This is a genomic window from Microthrixaceae bacterium (assembly GCA_016702505.1).
GTDB lineage: Bacteria > Actinomycetota > Acidimicrobiia > Acidimicrobiales > Iamiaceae > Aquihabitans.
Genome location: JADJDU010000007.1, coordinates 251,427 through 270,616, shown reverse-complemented (window position 1 = coordinate 270,616; position 19,190 = coordinate 251,427). Strand labels below are relative to the sequence as shown.

Below are 19,190 nucleotides of genomic sequence, written 5' to 3'. Positions count from 1 at the left end.
CCTCAGCTTCCTCATTATCTCCCGCACCGCACCGGCCTGACCGCCGCTTTCGATCCGTCGGGCAACGATGGGTGGGTTCCCGCCCAACCCGACGGTCGCCCTATCAGTCGATGCGGCGGGTCTCGTCGCCATCATCGATGGCGGTTGGAGAAGGAAGGTGTCCGTAGATCAGCCACGGTGCGGGCGGCTTCGGAAGGGACGAGATTTCTGGCTCCCATGACGTATCCGTGGGTGGCTGAGTAGCCCATCCGCGGGTGCACCCCGTTCTGGTTCCTACGTTCCGGGCTGTCTGAAGGCTTCGGAGCGAAGGGCAGAACGGGGTGCGGAACGCGAGGGTATGGCAACAGGTGTTTCGGCTGGCGCGCACGGTCATCGAGGCCGTCGTGTTCGACGAGGACATCGGGGCGGTGGTGATCTCGGTGCGGCCGCGCAAGGGCGCTTCGCGCCGGTGTGGGCGCTGCGGGCGGCGGGGCCCGTGGTTCGACCGCGGTGAGGGCCGTCGACGGTGGCGGGCGCTGGATCTGGGCACGGTCCCGGTCTGGTTGGAGGCGGACGCGCCACGAGTCTCGTGCCGCGAGCACGGTCCAACGGTGGTCCAGGTGCCGTGGGCCCGCCACGGGGTGGGCCACACCCGGGACTTCGACGACACGGTGGCGTGGCTGGCCACCCAGTGCTCCAAGACGGCGGTCACCGAGTTGATGCGGATCGCCTGGCGGACCGTGGGTGCGATCTTGTCGCGAGTGTCCGCTGACATCGACGCGACCCTCGACCGCCTGGAGGGGCTGCGACGGATCGGGATCGACGAGATCTCCTACAAGCGCGGCCACCGCTACCTCACCGTGGTCGTCGACCACGACACTGGGGCGTTGGTGTGGGCTGCTGCGGGCCGCGACGAGGCCACCCTGCGAGGCTTCTTCGACGCTCTCGGCCCGGAGCGGTCCGCCCAGATCACCCACGTCAGCGCTGATGCCGCCGAATGGATCGCCAGGGTCGTCGCCGAGCGTTGCCCCAACGCCATCCGCTGCGCGGACGCGTTCCACGTCGTGGCGTGGGCAACCGATGCGCTCGACGAGGTCCGCCGCCAGGCCTGGAACGACGCACGAGGCATCGCGCGGGGCGAAGGCCGGCGACGACGGGGGCGACCACGCCGTGACGCTCCGCCCCGCCCGGGCCACGAACGGGCCCGAGCGCTCAAGCACGCCCGCTACGCGCTCTGGAAGAACCCCGAGAACCTCACCGACAGACAACAAGAGAAGCTCGCCTGGGTGGCCAAGACCGATCCGCGGCTGCACCGGGCCTATCTGCTCAAAGAAGGGCTACGCCTGGTGTTCCAGCTCAAGGGTGAGGCCGGCAAGAAGGCACTCGACCGGTGGATCAACTGGGCCCGCCGCTGCCGCATCCCCGCCTTCGTCGCATTGCAGAAGCGCATCGTGAAACACCGACCCGCCATCGACGCCGCCTTGGACTCAGGCCTGTCGAACGCCCTGGTCGAGTCGACCAACACCAAGATCCGACTCATCACCCGAGTCGCCTTCGGGTTCCACGGCCCCGAGCCCCTCATCGCCCTCGCCATGCTCAGCCTCGGCTGCCACCCACCAGCCCTCCCCGGCCGAAACTGACCCACGGATCAGTCAGGAGGGCCGTCTTTCCACGGGTTTCGTGGATCTCGTAGCCGACCGCGACGAGCCCACGGTTGATCGACAGGCGGGCGTGGTCGAGGTCGAGGTCCGTCCAGCGCACGCCGAGCAGTTCGTTGCGGCGCATGCCGGTGTTGGCGGAGAGCCACAGGGCAGGAAACAGCCGGTGCCCAGCGGCGGCACGCAGGAAGGCCTGGAGCTCCGTGGCGGTCCAGGCCTTCTGCTCGACCTTTGGGATCGCTCTCAGCTTGGGGGGCAGACGCGGTCAGCGCGACGTTGCGGGTCACGAGCCCGCGACGGAGTGCGTGGTCGAGGGCGCCGCGGATGATCAGGTGCACCTCGTAGACGGTCTTGGGCGAGAGCGGCCTGGTCCCGTCGGTGGGGCGCAGCATCGATTCGTAGAGCCGTTCGAGGTCCTCGGGGCGCAGCCGCCGGAGCCGCTTCCGCCCGAGGGTAGGCAGGATGTGGCGCTGGGCCTTGTGGACGTAGCTGCGATGGGTGCTGGCGCGCAGTTCGATGCGCTTGGCGGGCAGCCACCGGTGGGTGAGGTAGGCACCAAGGTGAGCGCCCGGACCTCATCGTTGCGGCCGTCGCGCTCGGCAGCGAGTCGTGCGACGAGCGCTTCGGCCTCGGCGCGGTCCGTGCCGGCGGGATGCCAAGTGCGGCGTTCCTTGCCGGTGACGGGATCGAGTCCTTCGTAGATGACGGAGTAGTAGCGGTCCCGCTTGCGGGCGACATGTCCTTTCATGACAGATCCTCCTGTTCTTCCGGATCCGGGCGGTCCGAGACCCGGTAGAACGATCGTTAGAACCGGCAGTCCCAGATGTCGAGCGGAGCTGTCTGGTTCGCCAACACGCAGGTGAACGGCCGAAAGGTGGTGTCGAGGAGCTCGGTAGAACGCGGACGTCCAGCTGGATGTGGGTCGCCGCTTGGTCGGGATGCAGTCAGCCAGACGGCTCCGCCGATCGGGATTGGAGGATCTCGACGCAGCGGGATGAACAGAACCATTGGCGTTCGCCGCGTGAATCAAGCAGGGACAAGCTGCAATCGCGATCGACGCGCATGTGACACACCGGGTCGAACGAGTGGGCCGCGTCGGGTGCTTGGTCGGTCGGCTCGAGCCGGAATATCTCATGGGCTTCGTGGAGGTCGACGCTCGATCGTATGTCAAGACGAATAGTTGTAGTATGCACATATGCCTGGGTCGAGGTCGGTCGAAGCCGAATTGGACGCGGTGACCGACGCGGTGCTGTTGTCGTCGAGGGCGTTGGTAGCGGTAGCGTCGAGGTCGATCGCATCGGTGGACGAGTCGGTGACGTTGCCGCAGTTCCGTGCGTTGGTGGTGCTCGATCGTGCCGAAGCCGGGCTGAACGTCGGGGAGCTCGCCCGCGAGCTTCGGATCCAACCGTCGACGGCGACGCGGCTGTGTGATCGGCTCGTGCGGCGCCGTCTGGCTCGTCGGCGGGTGAACCCGGCGAACCGTCGTGAGGTCACGATGCTGTTGACCGCCGCTGGACGCGACGTGGTCGCAAAGGTCACGCGGCAGAGGCGGCGAGAGATCGCGTCGATCATGGCCAAGGTGCCGGCTTCACAGCGTGTGGCGATCATCGATGCGCTCACCGCGTTCCGCGAGGCCGCTGGCGAGGACGACGTCGTGCCCTCTGTCCCGTGGTGAGGAACCCCCTCGACGGCCGACGTGCGGGATTCGACCGAGCGAGTCGTCATGCGGCGGAGATGGGACGCCGTTTTCACCTCACGTTGGTGTTGTCGATGGCGATCGGCGTGCTCACGGGGCTGGGGGTGGCGGGCTTCGACAGCGCGGTGCAGCCCGTCATCGGGGCGCTCGCGCGCCAGCCGCTGTTGGTCGTCGCGCTGGTCCCTGCGGCCGGGTTGGTTGCCGTCAACCTCCTCACGATCGTGTGGCGCGATGACGACACGGCGACGACCGACGCGTATGTGCGGTCGTACCACCAGCGTGGCGGCACGCTGAGCCTGTCGTCGTTGTGGCGCAAGACGGTCGCTTCGGCGATCACCCTCGGTTCGGGCAACGCGTTCGGGTTCGAGGGCCCATCGATGTTGATCGGTGGCTCGATCGGCTCGACCGTCGAGGATCGGTTCGCGTCGCGTCTGCGCCGTGACGATGCCAAGGTCTTGATGGTTGCGGGTGCAGCGGCCGGGGTCGCAGCGGTCTTCAAGGCGCCGTTGACCGGGGTCATCTTCGCTCTCGAGGTTCCGTATCGTTCCGACCTCGCTCGGCGGGCGTTGCTGCCGAGCCTCGTGGCGGCCGGGGCGGCGTATGTGACCTACGTGGCGATCATCGGGACTGCACCACTGCTGCCGACCGGCGGTTCGGCACCGTTCGACCTGCGAGATCTCGGTGGGGGCCTCGCACTCGGGGTGGTCTGCGGGCTGTTGGCCCGCCTCGGTGCGCAGGCGATCGGCAGGGCCAAGGGTCTCGAGCTTTCCCGCACGAGGCGCGTCGCGTCGGCAGCGGCCGGGATGATCGTTCTCGCGCCGATCGCCATGTGGTGGTTCGACGCACCGTTGCACCTCGGCCCGAGCTACGCGGCGATCGAGTGGGCGGCCCAACCGGATCGGGCCGTGACCGTGTTGTGCGGCCTGTTTGCGGTGCGCGCCGCGGCCACCTGGCTCGGGGTCGCTGGTGGCGGGATGGGCGGGCTGTTCATCCCGATCGTGACCCAGGGCGCCATCGTCGGATCGATCTTCGACCGCCTTGTCGACTCCCCGAACCCGCACCTGTTCCCGACGATCGGGATCGCCGCCTTCCTCGGCGCCGGCTACCGGACACCGCTCGCCGCCGTGGCCTTCGTCGCCGAGGCGACCGGCGAGCCCGGTTTCCTGGTTCCTGCCCTCCTGGCCGCCGCCGCGGCCCAACTCGTCATGGGTAACAAGTCCTTCAGCGCCTACCAGCGCAACGAACGCCTCCCCGACGTCGAGCCCCTGTCGCGGCTGCCCGTCGGCGACATCATGTCGCCGAGTGCGGACACGATTGACGCCGACCTCGACCTTGCCACAGCGGTCGCCACGATGCTGCGCCAGAACCGGCGCTGGGCCCCGGTCGTCGACACCACCGGCTACGCCGGTCTCATCGCCGTGACCGACATCGCCCTGGTGCCGATGGAGGAGTGGCCGACCGTGACAGCCAGAGACGTGGCCCGCACCGACATCGCCCCCGCCACACCCGCTGAGACCGTCGAAGCGGTGGCCGACCGCATGCGGGCCGCGCACAGCGAAGCGGTCGCGGTGACATCATCGAACGCGGTCGTCGGGGTCGTCACCCTGCGCGACCTCACCAACATCGAGGTGCTCCTCGATCGACTGAACAACGAGGCATCGTGACCCTGCTCTCCGCCCCGTCGGTCACGATCCAGCGACTACGCGCCGCGTCCGACTCGCTGCGCGCCAACTTCTTCTTCCTCCCCGCCGTCGCCGTCGTCGTGGCGTTCGTTGCCGCCCGCCTCCTCGTCGGGGTCGAGGCCGGCGACTGGGTCGGCAGATCCACCGTCGACAGCGCCCGCAGCGTCCTGTCGACCACCGCTGCCGCAACGATCACCTTCGCCAGCATCACCTTTTCGGTGTCGCTGTTGATCATGCAACAAGGCTCCAACCAGTTCTCACCGCGGGTGGTTCACGGCCTGGTCCGCGACCCGTTCAACCGCGGCGTCATCGCACTCGTGGTGGGAACCTTCACGTAGTGCCTCGTATCGCTGCAACGAGTTCGCGGACTGAGGTTGACCCGGTCTGACGGACACCTACCTTGGCCTGATGAGGCCAGAACGGAGTGTCCATGTCAGCGAACCCGAGCCGTAGCCGGCGGAAGTTCACCAAGGAGTTCAAGGCCGAGGCCGTGGCGAAGGTCGCCCGCGAGCTCAACATCTACGACTCGACGCTGGGCAACTGGGTCCGCCAGGCCCGCTCCGAGGTCGACGGTGCGCCGACTGTCGAGGAACGGGCCGAGATCCGCGAGCTGAAGCGTGAGTTGGAGAGGGTGAAACGCGAACGCGACATCCTGGGAAAAGCAGTGGCCTACTTCTCGGCATCAGACCCGAGGAACGCGTGACCGCCGTGTACACGTTCATCGCCGAGGAGCAGGCCAACACCGACTGCCCGTGGAGCACCGCGGAGATGTGCCGGACCCTGGCCGTGTCGCGGTCGGGCTACTACGACTGGGCCGACCGAGCCCCGAGCGATCGTGAGGTCACCGACCGCATGCTCGAGGTCGAGATCGAGGCCATCTGGGAGTGCTCGGGGCGCAGCTACGGCGTCCCGCGGGTCACCGCGTGGCTTCGCAAGCAGGGCTTCGCCGTGTCAGGCAAGCGAGTGGCCCGACATCGTGGTCGTGGGGGAGGCCCACGATCACGACACCGCGGTCGTCACGATCGCCGACCTCAAGCCCGACGTCGTGGTGCTCAACGTCCATCTCGGGACCGGGCCGAGTGGACTCGACTTCCTGCGCCAGGTCCAACGATCCCAGACCCGCCCGCGCGTGCTCGTCGTCACCGTCTACGACAACGACATCGACATCGATGCAGCACTCGAGGGCGGTGCCGCCGGATACGTCCTCAAGGATGCGCCCGAAGCTGACCTGATCAGCGCCGTTCGAGCTGTCGCTGCCGGCCACCGGCCCCTCGATCCCCGGGTAGCCGCCAGAGTCGTGACCAGGTCGGTGCGCAACCCCGACGTCCCCTCGCCACGAGAACTGGAAGTTCTCGCTGCGGTTGCCGACGGTCTTGACAACGCCACCATCGCCCGCGACCTCTACATCAGCCAGGCCCCGGTCAAGACCCACCTCGCCAGCCTCTTCGCCAAGCTCGGCGTCGTCACCCGCACCGGCGCCGTCGCCGAAGCACGCCGGCGTGGCCACTTGCGGTGAACCGGCATCACTCACGACCCGAAGATCCGCGATCCCACCTCTCAGCAGCTCCCCGGCATCGCGCATGTGGGACGAACCTACGCCTTCCGCACCCGGCGCTCGGCCGGTCCAGATCGGTCAGGGCGCCGGCCATCGCTTCTACTGTTCCTTCTACTGTGCGGCGTGGCACGGGGGTGTACGCATTGGCATGGCCGGTGTAGCGTGGCCCGCGTAAGACCAGCTCAAGGGCACTATCTGGTACGCCGTGGTACGGGTTCTCATAACCCGAAGGTCGCAGGTTCAAATCCTGCCCCCGCCACCAACTCAGCACGAAGGCCCAGGTCAGAGACCTGGGCCTTCGTCGTTGTCGGGGTGTTCTACCGGGTTTCGGTGGTGTTCTACCGGGTGTTCAACCGGCTTTTCTGATCTCGGGGTTTTCTGTGAGCGGTGGTTGTGGTGTGTCCTGCAACACAGATACCCCATGGGGTACCCTACCGGGGATTCGGCCCCGCTTCGCAGACCGGGTCCTCGTCGAATCCGGCGGACGGAATCGCGTGGGACGAAGGTACCGGACGCTGGTCGGCAGATGCCGAGCGCTGTGCGCCCTGCCGAGACCACCGGTGATCGTTGTGGTAACGAGCGTTGATCGAAGCCATCGACGCCTCGACATGGCTGGTGCGCGCCTGGGGTGCGGGGCTCTTGGCGGTGTTGCACGCGGCCATCCCTCCCTCGCACCCCTGAGGACTCCGGGCTGCGGGCCGAAGAGCTGTGTCGTGTCTTCCTGATCGCCTTCGGGTTGATCCTCCACGACGTCCCCGAAGGTCTTGCACGCCTCGCCCAGCGACGCCTGGACATGACACCGTCGCAACCGGTGTTTGGTCAGGGCGGCGTGGCGGCGACTCGGAGGAGCAGGTCGTCGATGAAGTCCGGGGTGACCGGCTGACCGAGGACGATGCGTCGATGCATGATCGGGCCGGCCAGATAGGAGATGGCCCGGTCGGGGTCGAGGGTCGGGTCGATCGATCCGTCGATGGCACCGCGTTCGACCAGGTCGCGGATCGCGCCCATCCGGCGTTCGATGATCTCTCGCCGCAGGGCATCCATCTGCGGGGTGTCGCCTCCCTGGACCAGGAGCGTCGTGAAGAACACGGCGCTGTCGTCGGAGAACACGCCAGCGACGATCGCCAGGAGCATCGACCGGAGGTCGGTGAGCGCGTTGCCGGTCGTTCCGGGCGGGGTCACTCCCAGGCGCGTCTCGATCGCATCGGCCAGCAGGTCGTCGATCCGGGGCCAGTGCCGGTAGACGGTGGCGCGTCCGACCTTGGCCGCCCGGGCCACGGAGGAGTGGGTGACCTCGCTCGGACCGCCCGACTCGAGGAGGGACGAGACCGCAGCGAGCACCCGGCTGCGGGTCGCTGTGATCCGAGGATCGGGCTGGGTCTCGCCGGGCGGTGACATGAGACAGAGTGTATCGGTGTGTTCTGCTGATACAGTATGTCTCATAGCGAGACTGGATGTCTCAGAAGGAGGACGTGATGACCGACGAAACACCATCGGTTGCCCTCACGGCAGCAACGAAGGTCTACGGCTCCGCCGACGCCGAAGTCCGGGCGCTCGACGACGTCACCATCGCCTTTCCCCGAGGTCAGTTCACTGCGGTCATGGGGCCGTCGGGCTCGGGAAAGTCGACGCTGTTGAACTGCATGGCCGGACTCGACCGGCTCACGTCGGGCACGGTCGAGATCGGTGGCGTCGATCTGCGCGATCTCAGCGACCGCGACCTCACGATCCTGCGGCGTACTCGCCTCGGGTTCATCTTCCAATCTTTCAACCTCCTTCCGGCCCTCACCGCCCGGGAGAACATCACGTATCCGCTCGATCTGTCCCGGAGCCGAGTGGACCCCCAGTGGTTCGACGAGCTCATCGGGGTGCTCGGCCTCCGTGATCGCCTCGACAACCGGCCGTCCCAGCTGAGTGGCGGACAGCAGCAACGCGTCGCTGTCGCCAGGGCCCTGGTGTCGAAGCCGGAGGTGGTCTTCGCTGATGAGCCGACCGGTTCGTTGGATTCGCACACCTCCGGCGAGATCCTGTCGTACCTGCGGGAGGCAGCGGATCTCGGTCAGACGATCGTGATGGTCACCCACGACCCGTACGCCGCAGCACACACCCACAACGTGGTGTTCTTCCAGGACGGCGCTCCCGTCGGTGAGCTCGCCAGCCCGACCGCGGACGGGGTGCTGGATCGCATGAAGTCACTCGGAGCCGACCGATGACCCGCCGTGTTCTGCGCCAGCTCTGGATCAGTCGGAGCAGGTACCTGCTCACCTTCCTCGCGATCGTGATGGGTGTGGCCTTCGTGAACGCGACCCTCACGCTCACCGATTCGATCGGCGCCGGGGACGAGGCCACCGTCGAGGCCGGCGAGGCCGGCATCGACGCGGTCATCGACGCGGTTCCGGGCACGCCCCCGGCAGGGTTCTCCGGTCCTGCGGAGATGGTGTCCGCCGGCATCGGTATCCCGACGTCCGTCCTCGGCACCGTCACGGCCGATCCCGACGTTGCCGCTGCGCAAGCGGTCTGGCATGCCAACGCGTCGCTCCTCTCGGCCGACGGGTCGATCATCGGGCAGAGCCGCGGGCCGTTCAACGAGGCCGAGACCTGGATCACCGATTCCGAGACGGCCCGGTGGCACATCGCTGAGGGTCGCGCCCCGGCCAAACCCGGTGAGATGGCGCTCGATGCCGCCACCGCCCGCGACTTCGGTGTGGTGCTCGGTGACGAGTACCGACTCGCCACCGAACGCTCCTCGACGCCGCTCACCGTGGTCGGCATCGCCCGGTACGGCCCCGCCGATCGGCTCCCTTCGCGGACCACGGTCCTCGTGGCCCCTGACGAGCCTGCGCTCATCGGTCAGGGCGATGTGGCCACGCAGATCGTGGTGCGTGGCGTTCCCGGTGTGAGCCCGGATGTACTGGTCGACGGGCTTCGTGCCGATCTCGCACAGTCCGGTGAGACGGTACGGGTGCGCTGCGGCGATGCAGCCGCCGAGGCCGAGCTGGCCCGGATCGCCGTCGAGAGCACGATCTTGTCGAGGTTGCTCACGGTGTTCACGATCGTCGCGGCGCTCACGGGGATGCTGATTATCACCAACACCTTCGCCATCTCCATGGTGCAGCGACGCCGCGAGCTCGCCCTGATGCGAGCGATCGGCAACACCCGATCCGAGCTCGTCCGATCCGTTCTCACCGAAGCCTTCATCCTCGGGGTTGCCGCCACGGCCCTGGGTCTCGTGCTCGGTCGGTTCGTGGTGGTCCTCATCCAACTGCTGTTCGATCGAGCGGGCGTCGAGGCGTTCAACGGCCCGGTCATCTTCACGGCTGGAACACTGGCAACGACGATCTTCATCGGTGTCGTCATCACGTTGCTCTCTGCGTTGCGGGCCGCCGTCTCTGGTTCACGGGTCCCGCCCGCCGCGGCGCTCCGCGATGCAGCCGTGGACGAGTCGTCGGCCCCTTGGTGGCGGCGCGGCTTGGCGCCGGTCCTCGTGGTCATCGGTGTGGCCGCCACCAGCGCGGGGATCGCATCGCAGCGCAACCAGCTGATGCTCGCCGGAACCCTCCTGGCGGTCATCGGGATCTACCTGGCCGGTCCGTTGTTCGCCTCGCTGGCCGCTGGCGCGGCACGACCGGTCCTGGCCGTCGTCGCCGGGGCCACGGGGCGCATCGCGGCACGAAATGCGGCCCGATCGCCGCGGCGTGTGTCGTCGGCAGCGGCGGGCTTGATGATCGGCATCGCTGTCGTGGCGTTCTTCAGCATCCTCGCCGGGACCGTCAAGACCCTTCAGGTCGGTCCCACGTCAGCGCTGCGCGCCGACCATGTCGTCACACCCCTCGGTGCCCCCGCCGGGAAGGTCCCGGGTGATCTCACTCCCGAGCTCCGAGCCGTGCCCGGGGTGAACGATCTTGCCGCCATCCATGTCACGGGCGGCCTCCTTGCCGACCCATCGGAAGCCACGACCGCGACCCCGAACGCGATCCCCGTCGGCATGATCGAGGCGGACAACCTCGACGCGGTCTACGACCTCGACGCCACCGGGGCCGATGCCGGCCACCTCGAACCCGGTCAGATGATGGTCGCCTCGTCCGAACTGGGAGCCCATCCCGTCGGCTCGGACCTGACCATCAGCGGCGTCGCCGGCGTGGCGAAGGGCACCGTGGTGGGATCGTTCGCCACGGCGCTCCCTGGGTTCGCCTCCCCGAAGGTGCTCCTGGATCAGGACACCTACTCGGCGGTGTTCAGCGACCCCGGGACGGTCGCGATCTTCCTGGCCACCAATGGTCAGCAGGCCACGCTCGACGCGGTCGCGCGAGCGACGAACGGGTCAGGTCGGTTCCAGACCGCTGAGGAGTATGCCGGGGCGAGCTCGTCACCTGTCGACACCATCCTCAACCTCATCTATGCCCTGCTCGGCATCGCGGTGGTGATCGCGCTCGTCGGGCTGGCCAACACGATGGCGCTGTCGATCCGGGAACGAACGGCCGAGATCGGAGTGGCCCGGGCCATCGGCACGACCCGGGCCCAGGTCGTCTCGTCCGTGCTCCTGGAAGCGTCGATCACGACGGTCCTCGGTGTTGCGATGGGTTTGACCATCGGCATCGGTGTCTCGTTCCCGACCGTGACCTTGCTCGACAACGCCGCCATCACGTCACCGGTGATCCCGATCGCCAGGCTCGTCGTGATCGCCCTCCTCGGTGCCGTCGCCGGCACCATCGCCACCATCGCGCCGTCGCTCGTCGCCGCCCGCCGCTCACCACTGGAGTCGATCACGGCACTCTGACGCCTCGACCGCGTGCGCAGTCGTGGAACGCGATCAGGCCAAGGGAGCGGCGCGGATGATCGATCGCTGAAAGGATCGAACCATGGCACGTCAGAGCTCACGCGGTCGGGGTCCCGCATCTGGTCGTCAGGCGCCGCAGGCCCAGGGCATGTCGTCGTCGTCGACCCCGATCGATCGTCGTACCGCCCTCGGTCTGGTCGGTGGCGCGGGAGCCCTCGTCGCGCTCACCGCCTGCGGCGGCGGCAACGGGGGTTCGTCGACGTCCACGACCGCGTCGAGCGTGGTGAAGGCCGGGACCGCGGTGGTGCCGGAGGGGATGCCTCAGCTCGAGGCCGAGGTCCGCGATCTGCACCTTCGACTGGTGGCGGCCCCGGCTACGGCGGAGATCGTCGCGGGAACGCCGACCGATGTCCTGAGCTTCGGGGCCGAGGTGATCGACGGCGACCCGGCGAGCGTGACCCCGAGCGGGTCGTACCTCGGCCCGACGCTGCACGTGCGCACCGGGCAGCGGGTGCGGGTCATCTTCGAGAACCAGTTGTCGCAGGAGACCATCGTGCACTGGCACGGGTTGACCGTCCCGCAGGAGCAGGACGGTCAGCCCCTCGAAGCGGTGGGCCCCGGCGAGACCTACGAGTACGACTTCACCGTGGTCAACGAGCCCGGCACCTACTGGTATCACCCCCACCCTCATCACCTGACCGGCGAGCAGGTCTACCGGGGCCTGGCCGGACTCCTGATCGTCCACGGCGACGAGCCCGAGACCACGTTGCCGCACGGTGCCCGGGACCTGGGGTTCGTGCTGCAGGACCGCACCATCGGCGCCGACGGCCAACTCGTCTACGTCGCCTCGAACCACGATGTCATGGCGGGGTTCGTGGGAGAGACGCTGGTGACCAACGGCGTTGCCGGTCTCGCCACGAGCGTTGAGCGGGCGCCGTACCGGCTCCGCTTCCTCAACGGGGCGAACTCCCGGACCCAGATCCTGACCTTGTCGACCGGAGAGCCCCTCCAGGTGGTCGCCACGGATGGGGGACTTCTGCCCGAGGTCGCGAATGTTCCCGGGCTGGTGCTGACCCCCGCCCAGCGCAGTGATCTCTGGATCGACTTCTCCTCGTACGAACCAGGCCAGCAGATCGACCTGCTCACCGCCGGCACCTTCGTCGAGGTCCCCGGAATGATGGGCGGTGGCCGTAAGGGCAACGGGGGCATGGGCCGTGGAGGCATCGGTGGTGGTGCGGCGTTGACACTCAACCCGAAGGTGGCCATGAGCTTCGTCGTCGCCGACGGTCCCGCCGAGCCGGGCGAGGTTCCGCAGGGTCTGGCCGGTCAGGTGACGATCGAGCCGTCCGAGGCGGTCAACACCGACACGCCGCGGGTCTTCGAGCTCATGACCCGACAGGCAAGTCATTGGATCAACGGCATGCAGTGGGAAGGGCGCACGGCGGCCGAGTGGGAGACCGTGGCCTTCGGGACGACGGAGATCTGGGAGTTCGTCAACCTGTCCCCGATGGCGCACCCGATGCACCTGCACGGCAAGGCGTTCCGGGTGGTCGACCGGTCATGGGTGAACGCGTCGGGCGAGGAGTCATGGGCGCAGATCTCCAGCGGCATCGTCGAGACGGGCACACGCGACACCGTCCTGGTGTGGCCGGGCCAACGAGTGCGGATCGCCGTGAGCTTCGACACCTACCGCGGCTACTTCCTCTACCACTGCCACATCCTCGAGCACGAGGACGGCGGCATGATGCGCAACTTCCTGATCACCTGACGAACGGGACGATTCCAAGGTCAGGAGCCTCCAACGAACCCAGGGTGGTTCACAGCTTCGCTGCGGTCGGCGTCGCCAAGGTGCGCCTGACGGGAGGCGAACCCCTGCTGCGGCGCGGCCTCCCGGACCTCGTGTCGAGGATCGCGACCGTCGACGGCATCCGCGACCTCGCCATGACCACGAACGGCACGCTTCTCGCACCGGTTGCCCGGGACCTGCGGGTCGCTGGCCTGCACCGTTTGTCGATCAGCCTCGACACGCTTCGCCCCGAACGGCACCACGAGATCACCAAGCCCGACAGCCACAGCGCGGTCATCGCCGGGATCGACGCCGCAGCCGATGCAGGGTTCACCGGGACGAAGATCAACACCGTCGTCACCCGCGGTGTGAACGACGACGAGCTCACTGACCTCGTCCACTTCGGTGCGGCACACCGCGCGGAGGTGCGGTTCATCGAGTACATGGACGTCGCCGGTGCATCGCGATGGGACGAGCGGCTCGTCGTGTCCCGCAGCGAGATCCTCGCCACGGTCGGCGCCGCGCTCGGGCCGGTGACCGCACTCCCGACACGGCCGTCGGCGCCGGCACGGCGCTACCGGGCCGGCGACGGGACGGCCTTCGGGATCGTCGCTTCGACCAGCACCCCGTTCTGTGCTTCGTGCGACCGCAGCCGGGTCACCGCCGACGGCCTCTGGTACCATTGCCTGTACGCGGCCACCGGCACCAACCTGCGCACACCGCTACGCCGCGGAGCAACCGCTGAGGAGCTCCGCGACCTGGTCGCATGCGGGTGGGCCCGACGGGTCGACCAGGGCGCCGTCGACCGTCTCCGTCTCGCCGAGCGCCGAGCTGCCACTCCCGTCGAGGTCACCCGACGAGACGTCCACCGTGAGATGCACACCCGTGGCGGCTGAGGCCGAACCGGCCACGATGACCGTGGCTGTCCGCTGCCTCGGGCCAGCCGAGCGCGCCGCCGGGGCCCGCAGCGTGGAGGTCACCGTGTCGGTCACGGCCACGGTCGCAGACGTCGTCAGCGCACTCGAGTCCCACCCCGTCTCCGGCGCCGGTGTCGCGCCGCTGCTGCCGCAGTGCGCCGTGGCCGTCGGCGACGAGATCGTGGACCGAACTGCCCGCGTCGCGCCTGCGGCCGACGTCGCGCTGCTGCCTCCGGTCGCCGGCGGATGACGCCGGACCCGTCCCGTTCCGGGTCGACCGGCACCGATCTCCGGGAGCTGTCATGACCGCGGTAATACAGGCCTTCACGTGCGGCCACCTCACGATCCCAACCGGGTTCCTCCTCGCCGGCCGCGACGGCACCACGCGTGTGCCGATCACGTCCTACCTCGTTGACCACCCCAAGGGCCGGCTCGTCTTTGACACCGGCCTCCACCTGAGCACCCAGACGGACTCGGCCGCGCACATCGGCGAGGTTCTGCATGCTTTCCACGAGTTCGACTACGGCGACGGCGAAGACATCGCCGCCCGTCTCGAACCGGTAGAACGATCGGTAGAACCATCGCGACCCCATGTCGAGAGGCAACGAAGGTTCACGTCAACCGGCGGGTGGGACGTGCGAATGCGAGGTTGCGCAGCGGTAGAACGCGCTTTGCCGTATGCGCAGTCGGAGGCGGTCCCGTTAGAGCGGCGCGGCGTCCCGGTCTGTGGTTGGGTGGAGCGCTCCTTCGGCCAGGCGCAGGGCATGGTCTGGGTCGTGGAGCTGGTGGGGAGCGTGGGTGACCACGACGGTCGCGGTTTGTCGGGTGGTGGTGAGCTCGGCGAGGAGAGCCATGATCTCCCGCCCGCGGGCATCGTCGAGTGCTGCGGTGGGTTCGTCGGCGAGCACGACCGAGGGATTGCCCATGAGCACTCGGGCGATCGCGACGCGTTGCCGTTCGCCGCCGGAGAGCTGTCCGGGTCGGTGGTGGAGCCGGTCGCTGAGCCCGACGGTGTCGAGCAGGTGGCGGGCCTGGTCGCGGTCGTCGGTGGTGATCTTGCCGTCGAGGTGGGCGACGAGTTCGAGCTGTTGGATGGAGGTGAGGGATGGGAACAGGTTGGCGCTCTGGAAGATGAGGCCGATGTGGTCGCGTCGGACGGTCGCACGGCGACGGTCGGGTGCGTCCGATAGGTCCTCGCCGTCGATGAGGACCTGCCCCTGGTCGGGTCGGCGCAGGAGGCCGGAGACGGCGACGAGGGTGGACTTGCCGGACCCGGACACGCCCGTGACGGCGATGAGCTCGCCGGGTCCGACGGCGAGTGTGGTTCCGTCGAGGATCGTGAGCCGGTCGGGGCCGTCGGCGACGGTGACGTTGATGTCCTGTAGTTGGAGTGTCATGGGTCCTCAGGGCTGGGAGGTGAGGGCGATGGCGGGATCGACGCGGGTGATGCGTCGGAGGGCGACGAGGCTTCCGAGCATCCCGGCGACGATGAGCAGGGCGGCGGAGGAGATCAGTGATCCGGCTTCGAGTCGGAACGGCACCTCGCCGCCGATGAGCGATCCGGCTCCGACGGCGACGACCATGCCGAGCGCGGTGGCGGTGGCGAGGATGATTGCGAGCTGCCCGAGCGCGTCGCGCACGACGTAGGTCGTCGACGCACCGAGCGCCTTCAACAACCCGATCTGGTGGGTGCGTTGCACCGTCCAGACAGTGAAGAACGCGCCGACCACCAGCGCGGAGATGACGACGAGGAAGGTCCGGATCAGTGACATGGTGGCGCTCTCAGCGGCGAAGCCGGGTGAGCCGTCGTAGGCACCGGCCTTGGTGTACAGGTCCATGCCGTTCTGCTCGGCGATGGCTGCGAGATCGACCCCGCCGGGATCGCGCAGCGCGACGGCGTTGAACCGGTCGCGGTGGTTCTCCCCGTAGACGAGGTTCTGCCAGGTCTCGAGCGAGGTGAACGCGATCGACACATGGCCGTAGGAGCCGCCGTAGGTGAAGCCGAGCACCGGGAGCGTGATGTCGGGTCCGACCACGGTCAGCTCGTCTCCGATCTCGATGCCCTCGTCGGCGAACGCGTCGCTGAGTACCAGACCCCCTGCTTCGAGTGCGTCGTCGCCTCGTTCGTCAGCAGCGAGGAAGCTTCCTGGCGGGGTGCCGAGGAGGGCCAGGTCCACCGTTGCGCCGTCGGGGGTGCGGGCGTTGAAGAACGACAGGCCGACCGGTGCCGCATCGTCTCCGAGGCGGTCCTGCCAGGCTGCGAGCTGGTCGGGGCCGAGGCTGGACCGGCTGAACTCCGAGCCTGAGCCCTCTTGGAACGCCACGTGGGTCAGAGGGAGTCGTCGCAGGCCCGAGATGCCGTCGTCGACGAGGCCGGTTGCCAGGCCGGACAGCAGGCCGGCCAGCAGCGACACCAGGGCGATGACCGCACCGACGAGCGCGAATCGGCCACGGGCGACGAGCAGATCTCGCAGGGCGAGGTACACGGGCGAACCTTTCAGCGATAGGACGGAACGTCCCACGCATTGTGGCGTCGACCGCGGCAGATCGACATCAACCCGGGTGTTGGTCGCGAACCATCCGAAAGGATGACCCCGCCGAGCCGTGCGGGGCTGGGCCCCTATCTAGGCTGGTTCGAGTGCCCGATGACGAAGGAGCCACCCCGGCCCAGAACCGGTCGATGCGCATGCTGCGGGTGGTCCAGCACGTGCTGTTCACCGCGATGGTCGTGCTCGGAGCGGCCCGTTCCGCGTTCGACGACGGGGCCACGGCGGCCGAGGTGGTCGTAGGTGGAGCGCTCCTAGCGTGGTACTGGGAAGGCTCTGAGGCGGCCCGACGGTGGCGGCGACCCTCGCAACGCACGTGGCTGGCGGTGCTGAGCGGGTTGTGCCTCGCCGCGGTGTGGGTCTCAGCCGATTTCGCCTGGGTGTCCTTCGCCGTGTTCGTCACGTTCGCCACCACCCTCGCACCGGCCCCCGCGGTCGCCGCCATCGTGACCATGGCGGCGGGGACCGGCGCGATCCTGGTCGGCCGCTGGCCCGATGGCGGGCACTGGGCGGCGCAGATCGTCGGTCCGCTGGTCGGAGCAGCTGCGGCCGGCGCGCTCGTCGGAGTCGGCCGCGTCGCCTCCGCCGAGACCGTTGAGCGTCAACGGCTGCTCGACGAGCTCCTCGCCACCCGTGACGACCTGGCCCGCGCGAACCTCGCAGCTGGGGCGAGAGAGGAACGCGAGCGGCTCACCGGCGAGATCCACGACACCCTGGCTCAGGGCTTCACCTCCGTGGTCATGGCCGCTCGGCGGGCCCGCCGAGCGTTGGCGGACGACGATGGCGCCGCCACGGCCGCCGAGGTCGACCACATCGAGGAGCTCGGCCGTACCGGCATCGATGCCGCTCGGCGGAACGCTCAACATCGACTCCGAGCCGGGCCAGGGCTCGACCATCAACGCGACGATCCCGCTGCGACCCGGACCGGGAGCAGCACCATGATCCGCATCGTGATCGTCGATGACCACCCCGTCGTGCGGGCGGGGCTGCGCACGGTTCTCGACGCAGCAGACGACATCGTGGTGGTGGGTGAGGCCCACGATCACGACACCGCGGTCGTCGCGATCGCCGACCTCGAACCCGACGTCGTGGTGCTCGACGTCCATCTCGGAACCGGGCCGAGTGGACTCGACGTCCTGCGCCAGGTCCAACGATCCCAGGCCCGCCCGCGCGTGTTGGTCGTCACCGTCTTCGACAACGACATCGACATCGATGCGGCACTCGAGGGCGGTGCCGCCGGATACGTCCTCAAGGATGCGCCCGAAGTAGACCTGATCAGCGCCGTTCGGGCCGTCGCTGCCGGCCACCAGCCCCTCGATCCCCGGGTAGTTGCCAGAGTTGTAACCAGATCGAGGCGCAACTCCGACATCCCCTCGCCACGAGAACTGGAAGTTCTTGCTGCGGTGGCCGACGGTCACGACAACGCCACCATCGCCCGCGACCTCTACATCAGTCAGGCCACGGTCAAGAGCCACCTCGCCAGTGTGTTCGCCAAGCTCGGTGTGGCCACCCGCACCGGTGCGGTCGCCGAAGCACGTCGGCGCGGTCACTTGCGGTGAACCGGCTCACTCACGACCCGAAGATCCCCGATCCCGCCTCTCAGCAGCCCCCCGGCATCGCGCATGTGGGCCGAACCTACGCGTGGCGCGCCAGGCGCTCGGTCGGTCCACATCGGTCAGTGCGCCGGGCATCGCGCTCGGCAACTGGTGAACGACTGCGGCCGGCCGATCGTGACTATCTCGTCCTGGTCGCCCTGACCGGTCGCCCCGACGGCCGGGTGCGCCTCAACAAGCTCGCGCGCGACCACGGCTGGGAGCCTGCACAGGTTTCCCCGGGAACCTGACACCGCGGTCGCGAAACCTGGTCCTCGCGTGATCGGGGGAAGGACCAGCATTTCCGAATCACAATTCGGATATAGTCGATCACCATGGAGAATGGAGGTCGTAGCGCTCCGCATGCGCGTCGTGGGCGGCCGCCGAAGGTCGGTCGGGAGCGCATCGTGGATGCGGCGGTTCGGCTCGGCTTGGATTCCTTCACGATGGTGGGGTTGGCCGAGGACCTCGGGATCTCTCCGGCGACGCTTTACTCGCACGTCGCCGGACGCGACGAGGTCATCGCGTTGGTCGAGTCGAGGCTGCACGGCACGATTCGCGAGTTCGCGACCGATGCGACGGAATGGCGCGGGTGGCTGGCCGACTTCGCCGCGCTGGTGCGTCGCGAGCTGGGCTCGTCGGCTGCGACGTTGCTGAACGCGACCCGGGATGACGCGTCCATGCGGATCGACATCGGCGAACCGGGCCTGCGGCTCTTGATGGCGGCGGGGTTCAGTTCGGTGGAAGCGGCGTATGCCGTGTGGCTCGTCGTCCGGGTGGCGATCACCGCGTCGAGCGGGACCGATCCGAGCTTCACCCGGTTCCTGGTGCCGACCGCGGAGCTGGTCGATGCTGCGAGAGACGCTGACACGTTCGTCGCGCTGCGTCGGGTCCACGATGACCTCACCACCTCAGAGGACCACGACACCTTCGCGTTCGATCTGGAGATCGTGCTGGACGGCATCGCCGCCCGGCTCGAACGGGCAACAACAGGAGACTGAC

At 68.3% G+C, this 19,190-nt stretch carries 17 protein-coding genes; 13 read left to right on the top strand and 4 right to left on the bottom strand.

Going from position 1 to position 19,190, the window contains the following annotated elements:
- Positions 1-320: 320 nt before the first annotated feature.
- A complete protein-coding gene (locus IPG97_08560; protein ID MBK6856584.1) occupies positions 321-1,619 on the top strand; it encodes an ISL3 family transposase in 1,299 nt (432 codons plus the stop codon).
- An 8-nt stretch (positions 1,620-1,627) separates the two neighbouring features.
- On the opposite strand, the gene IPG97_08555 is transcribed toward IPG97_08560, so the two are convergent.
- Complete coding sequence (locus IPG97_08555; protein MBK6856583.1) at positions 1,628-2,170, bottom strand: hypothetical protein; 543 nt, start codon at positions 2,168-2,170, stop codon at positions 1,628-1,630.
- Between the two features lie 662 nt (positions 2,171-2,832).
- On the opposite strand from IPG97_08555, the gene IPG97_08550 reads away from it, so the two are divergent.
- The 5 genes from IPG97_08550 (at position 2,833) to IPG97_08530 (ending at position 6,531) form a co-directional block, all read left to right on the top strand.
- Positions 2,833-3,312 carry a winged helix-turn-helix transcriptional regulator gene (locus IPG97_08550; protein MBK6856582.1) on the top strand — a complete coding sequence of 160 codons (480 nt, stop codon included), beginning with the start codon at positions 2,833-2,835 and terminating at the stop codon, positions 3,310-3,312.
- Positions 3,313-3,371: 59 nt separating this feature from the next.
- Complete coding sequence (locus tag IPG97_08545; protein MBK6856581.1) at positions 3,372-4,997, top strand: chloride channel protein; 1,626 nt, start codon at positions 3,372-3,374, stop codon at positions 4,995-4,997.
- Entirely contained in the window at positions 4,994-5,353 is a 360-nt protein-coding gene (locus IPG97_08540; protein MBK6856580.1) for a DUF2254 domain-containing protein, read from the top strand. Before IPG97_08545 ends, IPG97_08540 begins: the two co-directional genes overlap by 4 nt.
- Before the next feature lie 92 nt (positions 5,354-5,445).
- Complete coding sequence (locus tag IPG97_08535; GenBank protein ID MBK6856579.1) at positions 5,446-5,718, top strand: transposase; 273 nt, start codon at positions 5,446-5,448, stop codon at positions 5,716-5,718.
- A 279-nt stretch (positions 5,719-5,997) separates the two neighbouring features.
- Positions 5,998-6,531, top strand: coding sequence for a response regulator transcription factor (locus IPG97_08530; protein MBK6856578.1), 534 nt, complete (start codon positions 5,998-6,000; stop codon positions 6,529-6,531).
- Between the two features lie 858 nt (positions 6,532-7,389).
- Here the strand turns inward: IPG97_08530 and IPG97_08525 are convergent.
- A complete protein-coding gene (locus tag IPG97_08525; protein MBK6856577.1) occupies positions 7,390-7,968 on the bottom strand; it encodes a TetR/AcrR family transcriptional regulator in 579 nt (192 codons plus the stop codon).
- 56 nt (positions 7,969-8,024) lie between these two features.
- On the opposite strand from IPG97_08525, the gene IPG97_08520 reads away from it, so the two are divergent.
- The 5 genes from IPG97_08520 to IPG97_08500 all read left to right on the top strand — a co-directional run bounded on the left by IPG97_08520 (position 8,025) and on the right by IPG97_08500 (position 14,300).
- Positions 8,025-8,783, top strand: a complete 759-nt coding sequence (locus tag IPG97_08520; protein ID MBK6856576.1) for an ABC transporter ATP-binding protein — start codon at positions 8,025-8,027, stop codon at positions 8,781-8,783.
- Entirely contained in the window at positions 8,780-11,347 is a 2,568-nt protein-coding gene (locus tag IPG97_08515; protein MBK6856575.1) for an FtsX-like permease family protein, read from the top strand. Before IPG97_08520 ends, IPG97_08515 begins: the two co-directional genes overlap by 4 nt.
- A gap of 82 nt (positions 11,348-11,429) precedes the next feature.
- Positions 11,430-13,115, top strand: a complete 1,686-nt coding sequence (locus IPG97_08510; protein MBK6856574.1) for a multicopper oxidase family protein — start codon at positions 11,430-11,432, stop codon at positions 13,113-13,115.
- Between the two features lie 44 nt (positions 13,116-13,159).
- Positions 13,160-14,029, top strand: a complete 870-nt coding sequence (locus IPG97_08505) for a radical SAM protein (GenBank protein ID MBK6856573.1) — start codon at positions 13,160-13,162, stop codon at positions 14,027-14,029.
- A complete protein-coding gene (locus IPG97_08500) occupies positions 14,019-14,300 on the top strand; it encodes a MoaD/ThiS family protein (protein MBK6856572.1) in 282 nt (93 codons plus the stop codon). Before IPG97_08505 ends, IPG97_08500 begins: the two co-directional genes overlap by 11 nt.
- Before the next feature lie 451 nt (positions 14,301-14,751).
- Here the strand turns inward: IPG97_08500 and IPG97_08495 are convergent, their stop codons facing one another.
- Together IPG97_08495 and IPG97_08490 are read right to left on the bottom strand one after the other, a co-directional pair.
- A complete protein-coding gene (locus IPG97_08495) occupies positions 14,752-15,447 on the bottom strand; it encodes an ABC transporter ATP-binding protein (GenBank protein ID MBK6856571.1) in 696 nt (231 codons plus the stop codon).
- Between the two features lie 6 nt (positions 15,448-15,453).
- On the bottom strand, positions 15,454-16,536 hold the full coding sequence (locus IPG97_08490) for an ABC transporter permease (GenBank protein ID MBK6856570.1): 1,083 nt from the start codon (positions 16,534-16,536) through the stop codon (positions 15,454-15,456).
- Between the two features lie 152 nt (positions 16,537-16,688).
- Between IPG97_08490 and IPG97_08485 the strand changes: the two genes are divergently transcribed.
- Both IPG97_08485 and IPG97_08480 read left to right on the top strand, forming a co-directional pair.
- Entirely contained in the window at positions 16,689-18,155 is a 1,467-nt protein-coding gene (locus tag IPG97_08485) for a response regulator (GenBank protein ID MBK6856569.1), read from the top strand.
- 440 nt (positions 18,156-18,595) lie between these two features.
- The gene (locus IPG97_08480) at positions 18,596-19,189 is read left to right on the top strand and encodes a TetR/AcrR family transcriptional regulator C-terminal domain-containing protein (protein ID MBK6856568.1); all 594 of its coding nucleotides are present in this window, start codon (positions 18,596-18,598) and stop codon (positions 19,187-19,189) included.
- Position 19,190 lies beyond the last annotated feature (1 nt).

Bases quoted from the DNA above. Each gene is read 5' to 3' on its own strand.
- IPG97_08525 (MBK6856577.1), bottom strand. From the start codon at position 7,968: ATGTCACCGCCCGGCGAGACCCAGCCCGATCCTCGGATCACAGCGACC.
- IPG97_08510 (MBK6856574.1), top strand. From the start codon at position 11,430: ATGGCACGTCAGAGCTCACGCGGTCGGGGTCCCGCATCTGGTCGTCAG.
- IPG97_08545 (MBK6856581.1), top strand. From the start codon at position 3,372: ATGGGACGCCGTTTTCACCTCACGTTGGTGTTGTCGATGGCGATCGGC.
- IPG97_08515 (MBK6856575.1), top strand. From the start codon at position 8,780: ATGACCCGCCGTGTTCTGCGCCAGCTCTGGATCAGTCGGAGCAGGTAC.
- IPG97_08535 (MBK6856579.1), top strand. From the start codon at position 5,446: ATGTCAGCGAACCCGAGCCGTAGCCGGCGGAAGTTCACCAAGGAGTTC.
- IPG97_08550 (MBK6856582.1), top strand. From the start codon at position 2,833: ATGCCTGGGTCGAGGTCGGTCGAAGCCGAATTGGACGCGGTGACCGAC.
- IPG97_08520 (MBK6856576.1), top strand. From the start codon at position 8,025: ATGTCTCAGAAGGAGGACGTGATGACCGACGAAACACCATCGGTTGCC.
- IPG97_08495 (MBK6856571.1), bottom strand. From the start codon at position 15,447: ATGACACTCCAACTACAGGACATCAACGTCACCGTCGCCGACGGCCCC.